The sequence below is a fragment of the Pseudomonas sp. HK3 genome (assembly GCF_052920985.1).
In genome coordinates, this window is the sequence record NZ_JBREXD010000001.1 from 1,184,309 (window position 1) to 1,201,666 (window position 17,358).

At 44.1% G+C, this 17,358-nt stretch carries 20 protein-coding genes; 10 read left to right on the top strand and 10 right to left on the bottom strand.

Going from position 1 to position 17,358, the window contains the following annotated elements; genetic code table 11:
- Nucleotides 1–113: 113 nt before the first annotated feature.
- Nucleotides 114–710, bottom strand: a complete 597-nt coding sequence (locus ACU6U9_RS05650) for an MlaC/ttg2D family ABC transporter substrate-binding protein (RefSeq protein WP_446734083.1) — start codon at nt 708–710, stop codon at nt 114–116.
- A 96-nt stretch (nt 711–806) separates the two neighbouring features.
- A complete protein-coding gene (locus tag ACU6U9_RS05655; RefSeq protein ID WP_446734084.1) occupies nt 807–1,244 on the bottom strand; it encodes an acetyl-CoA sensor PanZ family protein in 438 nt (145 codons plus the stop codon).
- A gap of 158 nt (nt 1,245–1,402) precedes the next feature.
- On the opposite strand from ACU6U9_RS05655, the gene hisB reads away from it, so the two are divergent.
- The 3 genes from hisB (at nt 1,403) to hisF (ending at nt 3,949) form a co-directional block, all read left to right on the top strand.
- Complete coding sequence (gene hisB / locus ACU6U9_RS05660; protein ID WP_446734085.1) at nt 1,403–1,996, top strand: imidazoleglycerol-phosphate dehydratase HisB; 594 nt, start codon at nt 1,403–1,405, stop codon at nt 1,994–1,996.
- Between the two features lie 175 nt (nt 1,997–2,171).
- Nucleotides 2,172–2,831 (top strand): imidazole glycerol phosphate synthase subunit HisH, encoded by a 660-nt coding sequence (gene hisH, locus ACU6U9_RS05665; RefSeq protein ID WP_446734086.1) that lies wholly within the window; start codon nt 2,172–2,174, stop codon nt 2,829–2,831.
- A gap of 344 nt (nt 2,832–3,175) precedes the next feature.
- On the top strand, nt 3,176–3,949 hold the full coding sequence (gene hisF, locus ACU6U9_RS05670; RefSeq protein ID WP_446734087.1) for an imidazole glycerol phosphate synthase subunit HisF: 774 nt from the start codon (nt 3,176–3,178) through the stop codon (nt 3,947–3,949).
- Nucleotides 3,950–4,014: 65 nt separating this feature from the next.
- Here the strand turns inward: hisF and ACU6U9_RS05675 are convergent, their stop codons facing one another.
- A complete protein-coding gene (locus tag ACU6U9_RS05675; protein ID WP_446734088.1) occupies nt 4,015–4,737 on the bottom strand; it encodes a LytR/AlgR family response regulator transcription factor in 723 nt (240 codons plus the stop codon).
- Nucleotides 4,734–5,675: a sensor histidine kinase gene (locus ACU6U9_RS05680; protein WP_446734089.1), complete on the bottom strand. Its 942-nt coding sequence runs from the start codon at nt 5,673–5,675 to the stop codon at nt 4,734–4,736. Before ACU6U9_RS05680 ends, ACU6U9_RS05675 begins: the two co-directional genes overlap by 4 nt.
- A gap of 307 nt (nt 5,676–5,982) precedes the next feature.
- Between ACU6U9_RS05680 and argH the strand changes: the two genes are divergently transcribed.
- Both argH and ACU6U9_RS05690 read left to right on the top strand, forming a co-directional pair.
- Nucleotides 5,983–7,374: an argininosuccinate lyase gene (argH, locus tag ACU6U9_RS05685; protein ID WP_446734090.1), complete on the top strand. Its 1,392-nt coding sequence runs from the start codon at nt 5,983–5,985 to the stop codon at nt 7,372–7,374.
- A gap of 116 nt (nt 7,375–7,490) precedes the next feature.
- The gene (locus tag ACU6U9_RS05690) at nt 7,491–7,697 is read left to right on the top strand and encodes a hypothetical protein (RefSeq protein ID WP_446734091.1); all 207 of its coding nucleotides are present in this window, start codon (nt 7,491–7,493) and stop codon (nt 7,695–7,697) included.
- 81 nt (nt 7,698–7,778) lie between these two features.
- Here the strand turns inward: ACU6U9_RS05690 and ACU6U9_RS05695 are convergent, their stop codons facing one another.
- The 6 genes from ACU6U9_RS05695 to ACU6U9_RS05720 all read right to left on the bottom strand — a co-directional run bounded on the left by ACU6U9_RS05695 (nt 7,779) and on the right by ACU6U9_RS05720 (nt 13,486).
- Entirely contained in the window at nt 7,779–8,261 is a 483-nt protein-coding gene (locus tag ACU6U9_RS05695) for a hypothetical protein (RefSeq protein WP_446734092.1), read from the bottom strand.
- Between the two features lie 577 nt (nt 8,262–8,838).
- Nucleotides 8,839–9,219 (bottom strand): RidA family protein, encoded by a 381-nt coding sequence (locus ACU6U9_RS05700; protein ID WP_446734093.1) that lies wholly within the window; start codon nt 9,217–9,219, stop codon nt 8,839–8,841.
- Nucleotides 9,220–9,341: 122 nt separating this feature from the next.
- Entirely contained in the window at nt 9,342–11,471 is a 2,130-nt protein-coding gene (locus tag ACU6U9_RS05705) for a RelA/SpoT family protein (protein WP_446734094.1), read from the bottom strand.
- Between the two features lie 46 nt (nt 11,472–11,517).
- A complete protein-coding gene (rpoZ, locus tag ACU6U9_RS05710) occupies nt 11,518–11,751 on the bottom strand; it encodes a DNA-directed RNA polymerase subunit omega (protein WP_446734095.1) in 234 nt (77 codons plus the stop codon).
- Between the two features lie 141 nt (nt 11,752–11,892).
- Nucleotides 11,893–12,507, bottom strand: coding sequence for a guanylate kinase (gene gmk / locus ACU6U9_RS05715; protein ID WP_446734096.1), 615 nt, complete (start codon nt 12,505–12,507; stop codon nt 11,893–11,895).
- 118 nt (nt 12,508–12,625) lie between these two features.
- Nucleotides 12,626–13,486 carry a YicC/YloC family endoribonuclease gene (locus ACU6U9_RS05720; protein ID WP_446734097.1) on the bottom strand — a complete coding sequence of 287 codons (861 nt, stop codon included), beginning with the start codon at nt 13,484–13,486 and terminating at the stop codon, nt 12,626–12,628.
- A gap of 177 nt (nt 13,487–13,663) precedes the next feature.
- On the opposite strand from ACU6U9_RS05720, the gene rph reads away from it, so the two are divergent.
- From rph to ACU6U9_RS05745, 5 genes are all read left to right on the top strand, one after another.
- A complete protein-coding gene (gene rph / locus ACU6U9_RS05725; RefSeq protein WP_446734098.1) occupies nt 13,664–14,380 on the top strand; it encodes a ribonuclease PH in 717 nt (238 codons plus the stop codon).
- Nucleotides 14,381–14,403: 23 nt separating this feature from the next.
- Nucleotides 14,404–14,988 carry a YggT family protein gene (locus ACU6U9_RS05730; RefSeq protein WP_446734099.1) on the top strand — a complete coding sequence of 195 codons (585 nt, stop codon included), beginning with the start codon at nt 14,404–14,406 and terminating at the stop codon, nt 14,986–14,988.
- 85 nt (nt 14,989–15,073) lie between these two features.
- Nucleotides 15,074–16,222, top strand: a complete 1,149-nt coding sequence (gene metX / locus ACU6U9_RS05735) for a homoserine O-succinyltransferase MetX (RefSeq protein ID WP_446734100.1) — start codon at nt 15,074–15,076, stop codon at nt 16,220–16,222.
- A gap of 20 nt (nt 16,223–16,242) precedes the next feature.
- A complete protein-coding gene (gene metW, locus ACU6U9_RS05740) occupies nt 16,243–16,833 on the top strand; it encodes a methionine biosynthesis protein MetW (protein ID WP_446735059.1) in 591 nt (196 codons plus the stop codon).
- A 9-nt stretch (nt 16,834–16,842) separates the two neighbouring features.
- Nucleotides 16,843–17,289, top strand: a complete 447-nt coding sequence (locus ACU6U9_RS05745; RefSeq protein WP_446734101.1) for a DUF4426 domain-containing protein — start codon at nt 16,843–16,845, stop codon at nt 17,287–17,289.
- Nucleotides 17,290–17,358: the final 69 nt, after the last annotated feature.

The following is a 17,358-nucleotide window of genomic DNA, read 5'->3' on the forward strand; positions in this document are numbered from 1 at the left end:
GGGCGGCGAGAATAATAACCGCCAATAGTAATTAGGTTAGGCTGAATTGGGTTTGAACGCAAACCGCAAGCTTGTTAGAGCTTACGGTTATTAAAGAAGGTACAAGGAAGGTATTAAAGCTGAACAGATTGCAGCTCAGAAATGGTTTTATCGATGCCATCGCGTTCTATCTGATCACTAAATTGCGCACGGTATGTCCGAACCAAACCTAAACCTGCGATTGTGGCGTCATATACTAACCATTGCCCAGGCTTTGGCTGATATAAACGGTACTGCAAATTCACAGGGCTACCACCAGCAACGTGAATATCAGAGCTCACTATCGCTTTATCACCTGACTTATTAAAGCGTGTCTCACCATACGTCACATCTTGACCGGTATACGCTTTAAACGCACCCGCATAGGTCTTGATAAGTAGGCGCTTAAAGCCTTCAGCAAAGTCAGCACGCTGTTTATCGTTAATTTCTTTCCAATACTTACCAAGCGCCAGTTGCGACATGCGCTTTTGATCGATAATAGGCAGCATGCGTGTCTCTACTAAATTCAATAAAAATTCAGGTCCTTTATCTAGCTGCTCTTTATTAGCCAATATTTCTGCTAAGACCACATCGGAAACTGATTTCACAACCTCTTGCGGGTGAGGCTCACTGGCTTGCACGGGTAACACCAAGGCCAACATTAGGCCCAATACACTGATTAAACGAAACATACTTTTCTCCATTAATTATGACCCTTAGTGTAATTCCTGACCTCGGATAGATAAAGACCATCAAAACCAACTAATTGTTTCACATTACAAACAATACTACAGGGGCGTATAACGCCAACCTTGTAAATATTGCACAAATCCTAGTGCATACAAGCGAGCTAATTCACCTGTATCGTCTCTTACATAAAGCGAGGCCTGTGTTTCATTGGCCCACTGGCATAAACGCACCAATAATTGCTTAGCTACGCCACGCTCACGAGTAATCGCGCGCACACACAATTGCTTCACTTCGTATAGATGCGGCAACGGTGAGGCGTCAGGTTGCAGTACCAAGCAAGCCCCGCAAACAATACGATCATTAAAGCGGCCTAAGGCAACTAACTCACCCTGCTTTTGTTTTGTAAGCGCCCAATTAGCACCTTTAATATGCCCCGCCTCTGACAACCACTGTGCTGGCGCATCTGCGTAAAGCTTATCTAGGTCGATACGGTCTTGTTCGCTTGGCTCATCAAGCCATTGTAAATAAATAGGCAACGTCTAAATCCAATACCCGCCTTAATAGGGGGCGCTATTCTAACGATGATTAACCATCACCGCTACGCCCGTTCGACCATGGATTCATACCCATACTCTAACCACTGCCCGTTGTTTGAGGTATACTCGGTTTTTTATTTACCCTTTGGATTTAGACCATGGCTCAGCGTACGGCGTCTGTTGAACGCAATACCTCAGAAACCCAAATCAAAGTTTCTGTTAACCTTGATGGTACAGGCAAGGCTCAATTTGATACTGGCATGCCTTTCCTTGAGCATATGCTTGATCAAATTGCCCGTCATGGCCTTGTTGATTTAGACATCGTCTGCAAAGGAGATAATCACATTGACGATCACCACAGTGCCGAAGATACCGGCATCACGCTTGGCCAAGCCTTTGCAAAAGCTATGGGTGACAAAAAAGGAGTGCGCCGCTATGGCCACGCCTACGTGCCGTTAGATGAAGCCCTTAGCCGAGTCGTTATCGATTTCTCTGGCCGTCCAGGCTTGGAATATAAGATTCCATTTACGCGCGGCAGCGTGGGTGGTTTTGACACAGAATTGTTTTATGAGTTTTTCCAAGGTTTTGTCAATCACGCTGGCGTGACGTTGCACATCGACAACCTAAAAGGCCACAACGCCCATCACCAAATTGAAACCGTTTTCAAAGCATTTGGTCGTGCCCTGCGTATGGCTATGGAAGTAGACCTAAGAATGGAAGGTATGATTCCTTCGACTAAAGGTTCTCTTTAAAGACGGGAGACGCTAGATGGGAGACGCCATAACGCCTTTGTTGTATTCCAACACTCCCAATTAATAAGCGTTTATTAATATTCTCGCTCACTAAGCCATAGTGAGCGACGCCAAAACAAAACAAAAATTCTGAAGAGTTTTTAGCACTGTATTGGCAAGCGTAATAGGCTTGACTATGAAAAGTAAAATTTGTGCAGTCATTGATTATGGCATGGGCAACCTCCACAGCGCTTCCAAAGCATTGGAGCACGCTGGCAACGATACAACTGTCATCGTTACATCCGATCCAGAAACCATTTTAAAAGCCGATCATGTTGTACTACCTGGCGTAGGCGCCATGCGCGATTGCATGGCCGAAATTCTGCGTTTAGGTGTTGACCAAGTGGTCGCCGAAGTCGCAAAAACCAAACCGCTTTTAGGCATCTGTGTCGGCATGCAAGCCATGATGCATCACAGTGAAGAAAACGGCGGCGTTGAATGCTTAAAATACTTCCCTGGTAAGGTGCAGTTTTTTGGCAATGATTTAATTGAAACCCAAGGCACGCAAACAGGCGAAAAATTAAAAGTGCCACACATGGGTTGGAATCAAGTTTCGCAAGTTGCACACCCAATGTGGCACAACATCGAAGACAACAGCCGTTTTTATTTTGTGCACAGTTATTTTGTGACCGCAGAAAACGAAGCCCACATACAAGGGCGCGGCCACTACGGCAAAGACTTTGTTGCCGCCATCGGCCAAGACAATGTATTTGCGGTTCAGTTTCACCCAGAGAAAAGCCACACAGCTGGTTTGCAGTTGTTAGAAAACTTTTTGAATTGGGATGGGCAGGCTTAAGCGGGAGACGGGAGACGGGAGACGGGAGACGGGAGACGGGAGACGGGAGACGGGAGACGGGAGACGCACTAAAATTTTCGAACGCCAATCCCAAAGCAACCGTTTTTTTGTAACCAATGGCCTACTCATAACCCATCGAAAATATAAGCTTTAAACTTGATGGGTTACGCTCGTACCTCGCTAACCCATCCTACGTAACTGAATATTTTGTAGGGTGGGCACTGCCCACCGTCAACGAGTTATGTCAGGCAATGCCTGACCTACATTTGAAAATAAATTATTGAATACAATAGCTGTATTGCGCGGCGTTTAGACAAGCCCCAATAAGCGGGAAAAGATGCATCATGGGATTAGCGAAAAGAATCATACCTTGTTTAGATGTCGAAGGCGGTCGTGTTGTTAAGGGCGTACAGTTTGTTGACATTCGCGACGCTGGTGACCCTGTTGAAGTGGCAAAACGCTACGACGAACAGGGGGCAGACGAAATCACTTTTCTAGACATAACGGCTTCTCACGAAGGCCGTGATACAACCATTCACATGGTACAAGCTATTGCTGAACAAGTTTTCATTCCGTTAACGGTTGGCGGTGGTATTCGCGCCATTGAAGACATCCGCAACATGCTTAATGCCGGTGCTGATAAAGTTTCAATCAACAGCGCCGCCATCACCAACCCTGAGTTCGTCCGCGAAGCGGCTGAAAAATTTGGCAGCCAATGCATTGTTATTGCCATTGATGCCAAAAAAGTCAGCCAAGACGGCGAAGAAAATAAATGGGAAATTTTTACCCATGGCGGTCGTAAACCAACGGGCATTGACGCAATCGAATGGGCGGTAAAAATGACCACCTTTGGCGCTGGTGAAGTATTATTAACATCAATGGACCAAGACGGCGTTAAAACCGGTTTTGATATTGAGTTAACTCGTGCAGTTTCAGAAGCGGTAAATGTTCCTGTTATTGCATCAGGCGGTGTGGGCAACTTACAGCACCTTGCAGATGGCGTGACGGAAGGTAAAGCCGATGCAGTATTGGCCGCTAGCATTTTCCACTTTGGTGAGCACACCGTGCAAGAAGCCAAAGAGCATATGCAAGCGCAAGGTATTGAAGTAAGACTTTAATAAACCTTAACCACAAAAAAGGCGAGCCAAGTGCTCGCCTTTTTATATGAAATCAGATTTAGTGTTTACAACAACTTAATTAACTTTCTGACTTCTGCTACATGCCGACGTGAAACAGGTACTAATTCCTGACAACCTTGTAAACGCAAAGCAAAACTCCCATCCTCACACTTCTCTAGTCCATTTATACTTGTCTTACGCACCAATGAATTACGGTGTACACGAATAAACTTATCTGTGAATTCCTCTTCTAATTCTTTTAGTGGCTCATCAATTAATACTTCACCCGCTTTATGAATTACAGAGATATATTTTTGCTCAGCGCGAAATAATATAATATTTTCAACCGCCACTAACTCTAACCCTTGATGTGTCTTAGCGCTAATGTGAGTGCGGAATGCATCTTTATTTAACGAAATCGACTGGGCCTTATTAATTTTATCTAATCGTGAAAACGCTGCTTTTAATTCATCTTTACGTACGGGCTTTAGCAAATAGCCAACGGCTTGCACGTTAAATGCTTCGATTGCATATTCATCATACGCCGTACAAAAAATAATCGCGGGTGGCGTTTCTAATTGCGCTAAATGACGAGCAGCTTCTAAGCCGTCCATGGTCGGCATTTGAATATCCATCAATACTACGTCAGGTACATATTTTTCGACAAATTCAATCGCTTGCACCCCATTGCTCGCCGTGGCAATAACAGTACCTAGCTGCGCCGTTTCAATAAAACGCTGCAAACGGCTGCGGGCGAGTTCTTCGTCATCAACAATTAGTATATTCATGATTCATTGTGCGCACTGGGTTCATATTGAAGATGAATAGTAAACGTTTCTTCATCTTGTTCTGTGGTACTGCTCGCATCATGACCATATAGGGCTTGTAAGCGATGCAGAATATTCTCTAACGCCATTTGATTACCGCTTTCATGACGCTGATGTATCGTCATACAAACGGGATTGCTCACTTTAATGTGCAAGCGTGACTGTTGCATCTGTATATTGATAAAAACGACGCCCCCTTTTTCGCTAGGGGCTATGCCATGGTAAATAGCATTTTCAATAAGCGGCTGTAGGGTTAATAATGGAATGCTGATTTGCTCAGGTGCCTCTACTTGCCACCTAACGTTTAAACGTTTCCCCAGCCTTAACTGTTCGATGTTAATGTATTTTTTACACAGATCAATTTCTTGCTCTAGTGTGGTTTCAGTGCCCGCCATTTTTAAGCTTGCACGAAATAACTCACTTAAATCCTCTACCGCTTGCTCGGCTTTATCTGGATTAACATGAATTAAACTGGCAATAATATTCATGCTATTAAATAAAAAATGAGGACGAATGCGACTTTGTAACGCTTGCATCCGCGATTGCAACTCACTGCGGGCATGTAAACGGCCTTGCATCTGAATATAAAAATAATGCAGTAGCAAAGCCGCCAAAATCGCACTAATTAATTGATTGCGTATCAGCCAATCCCAACTATAACTCTCAAGTAACAACTCGTTCATGCCGTATAAGGTGATCAAGCTGATAAGTAAATTCACCGCCTGAATCAAGATAAAACTCATGGCGGTTAGCTGGTTTAAACTTAAGGCAGGTATATATAAACGTAAACGACACAAACACGCGGCGCTGACCAAAACCACCCATTGCACATAAAACGACAACAAACCAAATTGCTCCCAGCTGAAATGCTGTGCGCCGCTGGATAACAAAATCAACACAATCACCAAGGCTTGAGCTAAATAGAATCAACCATAATACGGCCCGTACTTGGCATAAGTCGGGGATCAGCTCTTTTGCATCAATGCGTTGTTTAGGTGAGGCCACTGCGAATCCTTTTTATTATGACCAAAGTCTGTCCCAATCAAGGCTTAGGCTCAAGCGTATTCAGCCTGAAAGGCCAGATTTACGGATAAGTGGCACCCTGACCACTATGCTATGTGCCGATCAACAGCATATCCTGTATAATACGCCCAATTTTTACCCGTTTAGTCGCCCTCAGCTTGTCTGAGTAACAGTGAGAATATTATGAGCCAGCAAACTAACTCCGCATGGGGTGGCCGCTTTTCTGAAGCCACTGACGCCTTTGTACAACGCTTTACTGCATCCGTTGAATTTGATCAGCGCATGTACGCCCAAGATATCCAAGGCTCAATCGCCCACGCTACCATGTTAGCAAAGGTTGGCGTATTAACGGACGCTGAACGTGATGACATCATCAAAGGTCTAGGTGAGATCAAAGCTGACATTGAAGCCGGCAACTTTGAATGGAGCATCGCTCTTGAAGATGTGCACATGAACATCGAAGCCGCACTGACCGCTAAAATTGGTATTACGGGTAAAAAGTTACACACAGGCCGTTCTCGTAACGACCAAGTGGCCACCGATATTCGTTTATACCTACGTGACGAAATCGACCACATGAGCGCCGAAATCACTCGTCTACAAACGGGTTTGATTGAGCTGGCCACAAAAGAAGCTGACACCATCATGCCTGGCTTCACCCACTTACAAACCGCACAGCCAGTGACCTTTGGTCATCACTTATTAGCTTGGAACGAAATGCTAGAGCGCGACTTTGCCCGCCTACAAGATTGCCGTAAACGTACTAACGTGATGCCATTGGGCGCAGCCGCCCTTGCGGGTACTACCTACCCAATCGACCGTCACATGACGGCTGAACTACTGGGTTTTGATGCACCAACTGAAAACAGCCTGGACAGCGTATCGGACCGTGACTTCGCCATCGAATTCACCGCCGCCTGCGCCACCATCATGATGCACCTAAGCCGTTTCAGCGAAGAGCTAGTACTTTGGGCCAGCGCACAATTTAACTTCATTGATTTACCTGACCGCTTTTGCACGGGCTCATCCATCATGCCGCAAAAGAAAAACCCAGACGTACCTGAATTAGTACGGGGTAAAGCAGGTCGCATCTTTGGTCACCTAATGGGTTTATTAACCCTAATGAAGTCTCAGCCATTGGCGTACAACAAAGATAACCAAGAAGACAAAGAGCCACTGTTCGACACTATCGATAACGTGGGTGGCAGTTTACGTGCTTTCGCTGACATGATGCCGTTTGTGGTATCGAAAAAAGACGTCATGCGTGAAGCGGCCCTTCGTGGTTTCTCAACCGCTACGGATTTAGCCGACTACCTTGTACGTAAAGGCGTCGCTTTCCGTGACTCTCACGAAATCGTAGGCAGCGCAGTGGGTTACGGTGTTAAAACTGGTAAAGACTTAGGTGAAATGTCATTAGAAGAGCTGCAACAGTTTGGCGACATGATTACTGACGACGTATTCGACGTGCTAACACTTGAAGGTTCGGTTTCTGCTCGTGATCATTTAGGGGGTACCGCGCCAAATCAAGTGCGTGCTGCGGCTAAGCGTGCTACAGAGAAATTAACACTACGTTAATCTGTAGGGTGGGCACTGCCCACCTGCAACTGCTTGCGTCGGGCAATGCCCGACCTACTTGCACCTCGTACGCAAAGACATTACCTTCCGCAGCTCTCACAAGGTTGTGCGACTCATTGGGTTATGATGCTAAAACAGATAAAGGTTTAGGTGAGATGTCATTAGAAGAGCTGCAACAGTTTGGCGGCATGATTACTGACGACGTATTCGACGTGCTAACTCTTGAAGGTTCGGTTTCTGCTCGTGATCATTTAGGGGGGACTGCGCCGAATCAAGTGCGTGCAGCGGCGAAGCGTGCTACAGAGAAATTAACACTGCGTTAATCTGTAGGGTGGGCACTGCCCACCAGCAACTGCTTGCGTCGGGCAGTGCCCGACCTACTTGGCTATTTTAAATTATGAATATTAACTATATACAAGCAACCCTTTCTTCTGATGAAGGTAATACATACGCAAACTATTTTCTTTATTACTTACCGACACGTAACTTTTAATTTCTTCATAAAAGTCATCTTGCATCTCTTTACTAACAAGCGCCTTTACAAATTCTTCAGACCCGCTAATGCAAGTGTAATCAAATGGTCCATATATAACTATAAAATCAACTTCAGCATTAGTCATAATAAAAGTATTAAGTTCATACTCTTTTTTAATATCATATACATCCAAGTTAATTAATTCAAAATCTAAAATTTCACTACCGATCAATTTTTTATTTTTATAATCCATATATTTTATAGTAATTATTCTCTTTCCATATAGGCATAATATTGATTTAGTCATATCCATATCTACTTCATATGAATTTCTATATGGTAAAAATGCTATTTTCCAATTTTTACGTTCCAAGTATGAAGCTGTTACAGCTTCATAAAGAAAACTATGCAAGTCATTTTCTATGGATGTAATAATTTATTTAATATTTCTATCTTCTCTACTCATCTATTGCTTCCCTTCAGATCAGGAAATAAAATTTTATCATATTCAATGATTTTACCACTTTCGCCTTGCCAAATTTCTCTGTTTTTATATTCTTATTCCCTTAAGAGCAAGCATATCAAATGCTTTAGCTACGTCGATTTAGCATCGTTTTGGTGACAATCAAAGACACAGATGAAAAAATTCTCCTAACATCAACACGTCAATTCGATGCGCCGATAAATTTATAATAAAATTATGAATCAAAGATTTTCTCTTTTAATAGGTTTTATTCAGTCGTGGGACAGCAACATAGAATAGGCTAGAAACGAGAAATGTGAATATCGTAACCAATCAATTAAATTTCAGTGATGAGTTACGCTTTTCAAAATTTAAAATAGCCACTCACACTATATTACTCCAAGTAAAGAAAGCCCTTATGGTTAAATTCACAAGGGCTTCAATCGGTCGCGGGGCAACCTCGTACTACTGTAATGATGTCTTCAGATCATCTAACGGCTCACATCCAACATCTCACCCATCTAAATCAAGGCAGCTCTAACACACCATCCATTTCTACTTCAGCATCTTTTGGTAATGCAGAAATTTGAACCGCTGCGCGAGCAGGATATGGTTGCTCAAAATATTCCGCCATAATCGCGTTTACTTTAGCGAAGTTACCGAGGTCGGTTAAGAAGATGTTTAGTTTTGCAATGTCTTGTAGTGAACCGCCTGCCGCTTCACACACAGCGATTAAGTTATCAAACACACGGCGCACGTTATCTTCAAACGTGCCTTCAATCATTTCCATCGTTTCAGGTACTAATGGGATCTGACCAGAAAGGTAAACCGTTTTACCCACTTTCACTGCTTGTGAGTAAGTGCCTATTGCTTGTGGGGCTTTATCGGTATTGATAATTTCTTTCATGTTAACTCCTAACAATATTTGTTTATTTTTTATTTGAATATGTTTCGTTTAGTTAGCAAAAACCCACATGTGAAAACACATATGGGCTTAATTTTTACAGCAACTCAGCTTACTTTAATTATCTAGCCAGCATTTTTAAGACGGGTAATCTTATTAACCAATTTATTCTTACGCAGTTTACGCATGACATCCGCTAAGTGTTTACGCCCATGAACACCGATGCGTAAACTCATAACACTCAAGCGAGCGTCTTTATCTTCAACACTAATCTGCTCTAGGTTTCCGTCTGCTTCGGTAACCGCAAAAGCTAACTGTGCCACTAAGCCTCGGCCGTTTTCAACCCACGCTCGTAAAGTGACCGAGAAATCTTCTTTTATTTTATCATCCCAAATTAATGGTAAACACTTATCGGTTTGGTCAATGAGGTCCAGCATGTTTTTACACGTATTGGTATGCACAACCAAACCACGACCAGAGCTTGAATAACCAACAATTTGGTCACCAGGAATAGGGCTACAGCATTTAGCATAGCTAACCACGCCACCTTCTTTGCCGTTGATACTGAATACACCTTCACTGCTAATCGAGCTAACGCCATCTTCTTGGCCTAGCACGAATACAGCTAAACGACGCGCAATGGCTTGAGGGGCACGCGAGCCTAAACCGATTTCTTCCAATAAGGTGTCGAGCTGCTTAACGTTAAATTCTTTTAATAAGTGCTCTAGATGTATAGCATCAATTTCATCAAGGTTTAAATGGAACATGCTAACTGCGCTGGCCAATAAACGGCGACCCAACGAAACCGACTCATCTTGTTTTTGGTTTTTCAAATAATGACGAATGTTACTGCGCGCTTTTGAGGTCACGACAAAATTCAGCCAAGAAGGGTTTGGCGATGCGCCAGGCGCCGTAATAATTTCAACACTTTGGCCACTCACTAATTTAGTACTGAGTGGCGCAAGTTGATGATCAATTCGGCAACCGACACAACTATTACCAACGTCGGTATGCACGCTATAAGCAAAATCAACCACCGTGCTTTCTTTGGGCATTTCAACAATACGCCCTTTAGGTGTGAAGATGTAAATATCATCTGGGAATAAATCCACTTTCACACTTTCAATAAATTCTTGCGGGTTACCCGCACGCTGTTGCAGTTCTAATAAACCCTGCACCCACTGGCGTGCGCGTTTGTTACCCTTGCTTTCGGTTTCGTCTTCGTCATCTTTGTATAGCCAGTGAGCCGCAATGCCGTTATGGGCCATGGCTTCCATTTCTTCTGTACGAATTTGAATTTCAATATGCACGCCACCCAAGCCCACAACTGAGGTATGCAGCGATTGATAGCCGTTAGATTTTGGAATGGCAATATAGTCTTTAAAACGACCCGGTACCGGCTTGTACTGGTTGTGTATAAAACCTAAAGCGCGATAACAGCTGTCTACGTTATCCACAATTAGGCGGAAACCATACACATCCATAATTTGTTTGAAGGACTTTTTCTGTTCCTTCATTTTGCGGTAAATAGAGTAAAGGTGTTTTTCGCGGCCAATGACTCGGGCATCGAGCCCTTCTTCTTTTAATCGCTTTTTGATGGCTTTGCTGATTTTATCCACCAGCTCACTGCGGTTCCCGCGCGCGGCTTTCACCGCTTTGCGGATCATGTTGCTGCGCATTGGGTGCTTAGCGTTGAAGCATAAATCTTCTAGCTCGATACGAATGTTACTAATGCCCAGACGGTTAGCAATTGGAGCATAAATTTCGAGGGTTTCACGAGCAATACGACGCTTCTTTTCAGGCGGCATAGAATCGAGCGTACGCATGTTGTGTAAGCGATCAGCCAGTTTTACCAAGATCACACGTATATCACGGGCCATGGCCATGGCCATTTTTTGGAAATTACCCGCTTGTTTCTCTTCTTGACTTTCAAACTTAATGTGTGTCAGCTTGCTCACGCCGTCAACAAGCTCAGAGACGGTTTCGCCAAATTGACCCACTAACGCTTCTTTGGGGACGGCGGTATCTTCGATGACGTCATGCAGCATGGCAGCCATTAGGCTTTGGGGGTCCATGTGCATTTCAGAAAGGATATTGGCCACCGCCAGCGGGTGCACAATATAAGGATCACCACTACGACGATACTGACCTTCGTGGGCCTGTTCGGCGTAATAATATGCCCGGCAAACCTGATTGATTTGCTCGGGTTCTAGATAGCTGCTTAAGCGCTCGGCTAATGCATCTATTGTTGGCACCCTTTACCTCCTAATGCTTGCTGGCAAAGTAAGGATGCTTTCATGCTTACTCTTGCTCAGCAGCTAGTGCAGCAGCTTCAGCAGCAGCCATTGATGCTTGAGTGATTTTGCCTTCTGCAATTTCACGTAAAGCAATAACCGTTACTTTGTCGTTCTCTGGTGCAACTAATGGCTCTGCGCCCTGCATAGAGATTTGACGAGCACGCTTGCTAGCCAGCATTACAAGTTCAAAACGGTTATCTACGCTGTTTAAGCAATCTTCTACGGTTACGCGAGCCATGATTTAGTCTCTATCTATGGGGCAGCGAACTGCCGTTTACAAAGTTTGATGGGTTAGTTTACAAAAAGCCGCTGGTTTACGCCAATTGTTTAACTCTATCAAGGGGTATTCATTTCACTATTAGCGCTGTTTGATAGGCTATTAGCTTAATAAGTTAGTGATCATCTCTTTATGACGCTCACTTTGGTTGCCAATACGTAAGCGTTCGGTTTGAAAGATCGACTTGAGCTCGCCCAAGGCCACTTCGAAATTATCGTTAATCACCACATAATCGTACTCATGGAAGTGACTCATCTCACTCACCGCTTCATTCATTCGACCTGTAATAATCTCTTCGCTGTCTTGTCCACGACCCGTCAAACGCTCAAGCAAGGCTTGGCGCGAAGGCGGTAAAATAAAGATGCTCACGGCATTGGGCATTAAGCGGCGCACTTGCTGCGCACCTTGCCAGTCAATCTCAAGAATTACGTCGATGCCCGTATCGAGCTGCTGTTGAACTGCACTTTGGCTCGTGCCGTAGTAATTACCAAATACCTGAGCATGCTCTAAGAAGTCGCCATGATTAATAAGCGATTCAAACTCGGTCTTTTCAACAAAGTGGTAATGCGTGCCGTTTTCTTCACCTTCACGCTTGGCACGTGTGGTATGGCTTACAGAAACCGCGATATTTGAAGTTTGCTGTAGCAATACATTTAACAAACTGGTTTTACCTGTGCCTGATGCGGCACTCACGATGTATAAGGTTCCAACTGTCATAATGGGATCTCTACCGCTTAAAAAATACAAGAATAATGGGTTAATGATAGCAAGGTTTTACCCTTGGCAAAATCCATCAGCATCAAACAAGATTTGCTGCTGATGATGTGGCTTAGGTTTACTCAATATTCTGTACTTGCTCGCGCATTTGCTCGATCAGCACTTTAAGCTCTACTGCAATTTGGGTCGTCAAATGGGATATTGATTTAGACGACAAGGTATTGGCCTCGCGATTAAGCTCTTGCATCATAAAGTCTAAACGACGCCCAACCGCACCCTGCTGCTTAAGAATACGGGCGACTTCCTCTAGGTGAGCCTCTAGTCGATCTAACTCTTCGTCTACATCGGCTTTTTGCAGCACAATGACCATTTCTTGCTCAAATCGATCCGGCTCGACCTGCAACTTTAAGTCCGTCAATTTATTCAACAAGGCTTCACGTTGTGCCGTTAATATTTGTGGCAACAACGTTTTTACTTTTTCAACTTGCTCACTAATACCGGCAATACGCTGATCTATAAATTGAGCAAGCGCGGCGCCTTCACGCTCGCGCATGTCGATCAATTGATTCAGTGCCGCGTCAAACGCTTTCATGGCATCTTGCTCTATGGCTTGGTTATCCAGCGCAGGCTGCATCAAAACACCGGGCCACTTTAAAATCTCCAGTGCATCTAGTGCGTTACCTGGGCCAATTAAGCTGTGTACATGATCAGCCGCATCATTCAATTGGTTAACCAAGGCTTCATTTACATTCATGCCTTGTGAGCCCGCTTGCGCAGAGAATTTCAAACTGCACTCCACCTTGCCTCGGCTCAGTTTCTGACGCAGCACTTCACGCACTTGGGCTTCAACCGCGCGCAAGGTATCGGGCAAGCGAAAATGCAATTCTAAGTAGCGTGAATTAACTGAGCGAATCTCCCAAGTAAAGCTACCGGTATCGGTTTGCAAATCAGTACGCGCAAACGCGGTCATGCTGTGCATGGCTCATTCCTATTGGTTTATAATTTCATGTTTGTGAGTAATTTTACCTGTCATTGCTGCGACGACCTAATTTACTATCATTACAAGTGCATTAAAGCGCAAACAAAGCTAAATGCGCCTTGGCCTTATGGCTAAGGCCAGTATAATGGCCTCAAATTTACCTAAATAGAGAACACCATGAGACCAAGCGGACGCTCCCTCGATCAATTGCGCGAAGTGAAAATCACCCGTAACTTCACCAAGCATGCAGAAGGCTCGGTATTGGTAGAATTTGGTGATACAAAAGTCATTTGTACTGCCAGCGTCGAAACTCGCGTACCGAGTTTTTTACGTGGCCAAGGCCAAGGTTGGGTAACCGCAGAATACGGTATGCTCCCACGCTCAACTGGCTCACGTATGATGCGTGAAGCAGCAAAAGGCAAACAAGCAGGCCGTACCGTTGAGATCAGCCGTTTAATTGGTCGCTCTTTACGTGCCGCCATTGACCTTGAAGCCCTTGGCGAAAACAGCATCACCATTGATTGCGATGTCATTCAAGCTGACGGCGGTACCCGTACTGCGTCTATTACAGGTGCGTGTGTTGCCTTGGTGGATGCGATCAATCACATGATTGAAAACGGACAGCTTAAAAAGAACCCAATGAAGTACATGATTGGCGCTGTTTCTGTGGGTGTTTACAATGGTGAAGCCGTACTAGACTTAGATTATGCTGAAGACAGCAATGCCGAAACCGATCTTAATGTTGTGATGGCTGACAATGGCGGTTTCATTGAGATTCAAGGCACAGCTGAAGGCGAGCCGTTCCAGCCGAATGAATTAAACGCAATGTTAGACCTTGCTAAAAAAGGTATTGCCGAATTAACTCAAATTCAGCAAGCTGCTTTAGCACAATAACCGAATAAAAAAAGGAGTATCAAATGGAATCAGCGCCAGCGCAAATTGGTTTATTACTGGTCAATGCCGCGGCAGGGTTTTTCTTATTTGTGGTTTTGTTACGCTTTTTATTACAAGCTGCAAAAGCCGATTTTTATAACCCGATTAGCCAATTTGTAGTAAAAGCAACCAACCCTTTGATTATTCCTCTGCGCAAAGTGGTACCCGGCTTTGCCGGTTTTGATTGGGCTGCCATTGTATTGCTTATTGCCGTGCAAATAGTGGCTATTTCATTGAGCTTATTAATTGCAGGTTATGGCTTGCCATTAGTGAGCATTGCCGTGTGGGCACTATTAGGCACGGGTGGGCTATTTCTTAAACTCTATTTTTGGGGTTTGCTCATTATGGTTATTTCCAGTTGGTTAGCGCCACAAAGTGCTAATCCTGCCTTAATGCTATTACGTCAAATTTTAGAACCTGTCATGGCGCCTATTCGTAAAATACTACCGGATATGGGTGGCTTTGATATTAGCCCAATCGTTTTATTTTTAAGCATCAATGTTTTTGAAATATTACTGATTTCATTCGCTCGTCAAACTAGTGCACCGGGTTTTATTATCGGTTTATAAGCAAGTTTATAGCGGATTTTTCATGCGCAGTGACGTACACTGCGCCTCCCAGAATTTCTCTTTACTTCATGTCAGGACCAATTGAATGCCGCAAGAAATACCTGCCAATTCAGTTGGCGTAGTCACGCCTCAAATTGCCACCTTTAATCAACCACTAGAATTACGCAGCGGTAAAGTTCTTGAACGCTACGAACTCATCTATGAAACCTATGGCCAATTAAACGCAGATAAAACCAATGCGGTGTTAATTTGTCATGCACTAAGCGGTAATCATCATGCTGCTGGCTATCACAGTGCTGCCGATAAAAAGCCCGGCTGGTGGGACAGCTGCATTGGGCCAGGCAAAGCCATCGACACCAATACGTTTTTTGTAATTGCGCTTAATAACCTAGGTGGCTGTCACGGCAGTACCGGGCCGACATCGCTCAACCCTGAAACAAATGCACCTTATGGCAGCGATTTCCCGATGGTGCGTGTGCGTGATTGGGTTGAAAGCCAAGCACGTCTAGCTGATCGCCTTGGCATTGAAAAATTTGCCGCCATTATTGGTGGCAGTCTTGGCGGTATGCAAGCGTTACGTTGGGCTATTCAGTACCCTGAGCGTTTGCACTGCAGTGTTGTAATTGCATCAGCACCTAAGTTATCCGCACAAAATATTGCGTTTAACGAGGTGGCTCGTAACGCCATTATGAGTGACCCTGAATTTCATGACGGGCATTACTTAAAACATGACACCATACCAAAAGCGGGTTTAATGCAGGCACGCATGTTGGCGCACCTAACGTATTTAAGTGACGACGCCATGGGTGAAAAATTTGGCCGTGACATGAAAGATACTGAAGTCCGTTACGACTACTCACCTGAATTTGAAGTCGAAAGTTATTTGCATTACCAAGGTGAAAAATTCTCCACTACGTTTGATGCCAATACGTATTTGTTAATGACCAAAGCGTTGGATTATTTTGACCCGTCACAGTATTACGAAAATGATTTAGCCACCTGTTTAAGTCATGCGCAGTGCAAATTCTTGGTCGTGAGCTTTACCACGGACTGGCGCTTTAGTCCGGAGCGCAGCGAAGAAATTGTTGATGCCTTAATCGAATCCGATAAAGACGTCACCTATGCACGCATCGAATCAGAAAAAGGCCATGATGCTTTTTTAATTCCGATTCCAAGATATGTTGCATTATTCAATGCTTATATGGAGCGCATTGCTAAGGAGCTGGCGCTATGAGCACTCAAAACAACACCGAGCTGCGCAGTGATTTAAATATCATTCAAGATTGGATTAAGCCTAACAGCCAAGTCTTAGATTTGGGCTGCGGACACGGTGACTTGCTGTGTTATTTAAAAGCCGAAAAACAATGCAAAGGATATGGTTTAGAAATCAACCCAGAGTCCATTGTTAGTTGTGTAACAAAAGGGTTAAACGTGATTGAGCACGATTTAAACCATGGCTTAAAGCATTTTAAAGATGGCGCTGTCGATTCGGTTATCATGACTCAAGCACTGCAAGCGGTGCGTCGCCCCGATGTACTATTAGACGACATGCTCCGTGTGGGTAAAGAAGCCATCATCACGTTTCCTAACTTTGGTTACTGGCGCACGCGTTTTTACCTAATGACAAAAGGTGCAATGCCTATGTCAAAAACCTTGCATTACTATTGGTATGACACGCCGAATATTCACATGTGTACATTCCACGACTTTGAAAACCTGTGTCGTGACAAAAACCTCACGATCCTTGATCGTACCGTAGTAGACAGTCGCCACAAAGAATCGCTATCAACCCGTTTATGGCCTAACCTATTAGGTGAAGTCGCCATGTATCGTGTAACCCGTTAGGAGTAAGAAATGCGTTTATTCATAGCAAGCTGTTTATTATTAATGACAAGCCTAAGCTTTGCCGATAACCAAAGCGAACAAAAGCAAGTTTTTGGTGAATACGAAGTGCACTTTATTGGCTTAACCAGTAGCGAACTAGACAAGGACGTAGCAAAACTTTACGGCATTACACGTAGCCGTAATATTGGCTTTCTAAATATAAGCGTACTTAAAAAAGGCCAAGGCCCATTGCCTGTAGCATGGAATGCAAAAATTGAAGGCACCATGTCTAACCTAATCGGCCAAACACAAGAGCTTACCTTCACACGAGTACAAGAAACCAGTGCCTTATATTTCTACAGCACCTTTGATTTTTATGACGAAGATATGTATCGCTTCCATTTAAAAGTCACACCGGATGGCAATACACGCGCCTACGATGTTAAGTTTTCTCAACGCTTTTATCGCGGCGAATAATCGAACATTTTTAACACATTGTTTGGCCGCTCTTTGAGCGGCTTTTCTTTTATTTACAGATCGAAATTG

What these genes read in the sequence shown, in the direction of transcription:
- gmk (WP_446734096.1), bottom strand. Translation starts at nt 12,507, where the DNA reads ATGACAGTTGGAACCTTATACATCGTGAGTGCCGCATCAGGCACAGGT.
- ACU6U9_RS05700 (WP_446734093.1), bottom strand. Translation starts at nt 9,219, where the DNA reads ATGAAAGAAATTATCAATACCGATAAAGCCCCACAAGCAATAGGCACT.
- rph (WP_446734098.1), top strand. Translation starts at nt 13,664, where the DNA reads ATGAGACCAAGCGGACGCTCCCTCGATCAATTGCGCGAAGTGAAAATC.
- ACU6U9_RS05650 (WP_446734083.1), bottom strand. Translation starts at nt 710, where the DNA reads ATGTTTCGTTTAATCAGTGTATTGGGCCTAATGTTGGCCTTGGTGTTA.
- argH (WP_446734090.1), top strand. Translation starts at nt 5,983, where the DNA reads ATGAGCCAGCAAACTAACTCCGCATGGGGTGGCCGCTTTTCTGAAGCC.
- rpoZ (WP_446734095.1), bottom strand. Translation starts at nt 11,751, where the DNA reads ATGGCTCGCGTAACCGTAGAAGATTGCTTAAACAGCGTAGATAACCGT.
- ACU6U9_RS05745 (WP_446734101.1), top strand. Translation starts at nt 16,843, where the DNA reads ATGCGTTTATTCATAGCAAGCTGTTTATTATTAATGACAAGCCTAAGC.
- metX (WP_446734100.1), top strand. Translation starts at nt 15,074, where the DNA reads ATGCCGCAAGAAATACCTGCCAATTCAGTTGGCGTAGTCACGCCTCAA.
- ACU6U9_RS05720 (WP_446734097.1), bottom strand. Translation starts at nt 13,486, where the DNA reads ATGCACAGCATGACCGCGTTTGCGCGTACTGATTTGCAAACCGATACC.
- hisF (WP_446734087.1), top strand. Translation starts at nt 3,176, where the DNA reads ATGGGATTAGCGAAAAGAATCATACCTTGTTTAGATGTCGAAGGCGGT.
- hisB (WP_446734085.1), top strand. Translation starts at nt 1,403, where the DNA reads ATGGCTCAGCGTACGGCGTCTGTTGAACGCAATACCTCAGAAACCCAA.
- ACU6U9_RS05675 (WP_446734088.1), bottom strand. Translation starts at nt 4,737, where the DNA reads ATGAATATACTAATTGTTGATGACGAAGAACTCGCCCGCAGCCGTTTG.
- hisH (WP_446734086.1), top strand. Translation starts at nt 2,172, where the DNA reads ATGAAAAGTAAAATTTGTGCAGTCATTGATTATGGCATGGGCAACCTC.
- ACU6U9_RS05730 (WP_446734099.1), top strand. Translation starts at nt 14,404, where the DNA reads ATGGAATCAGCGCCAGCGCAAATTGGTTTATTACTGGTCAATGCCGCG.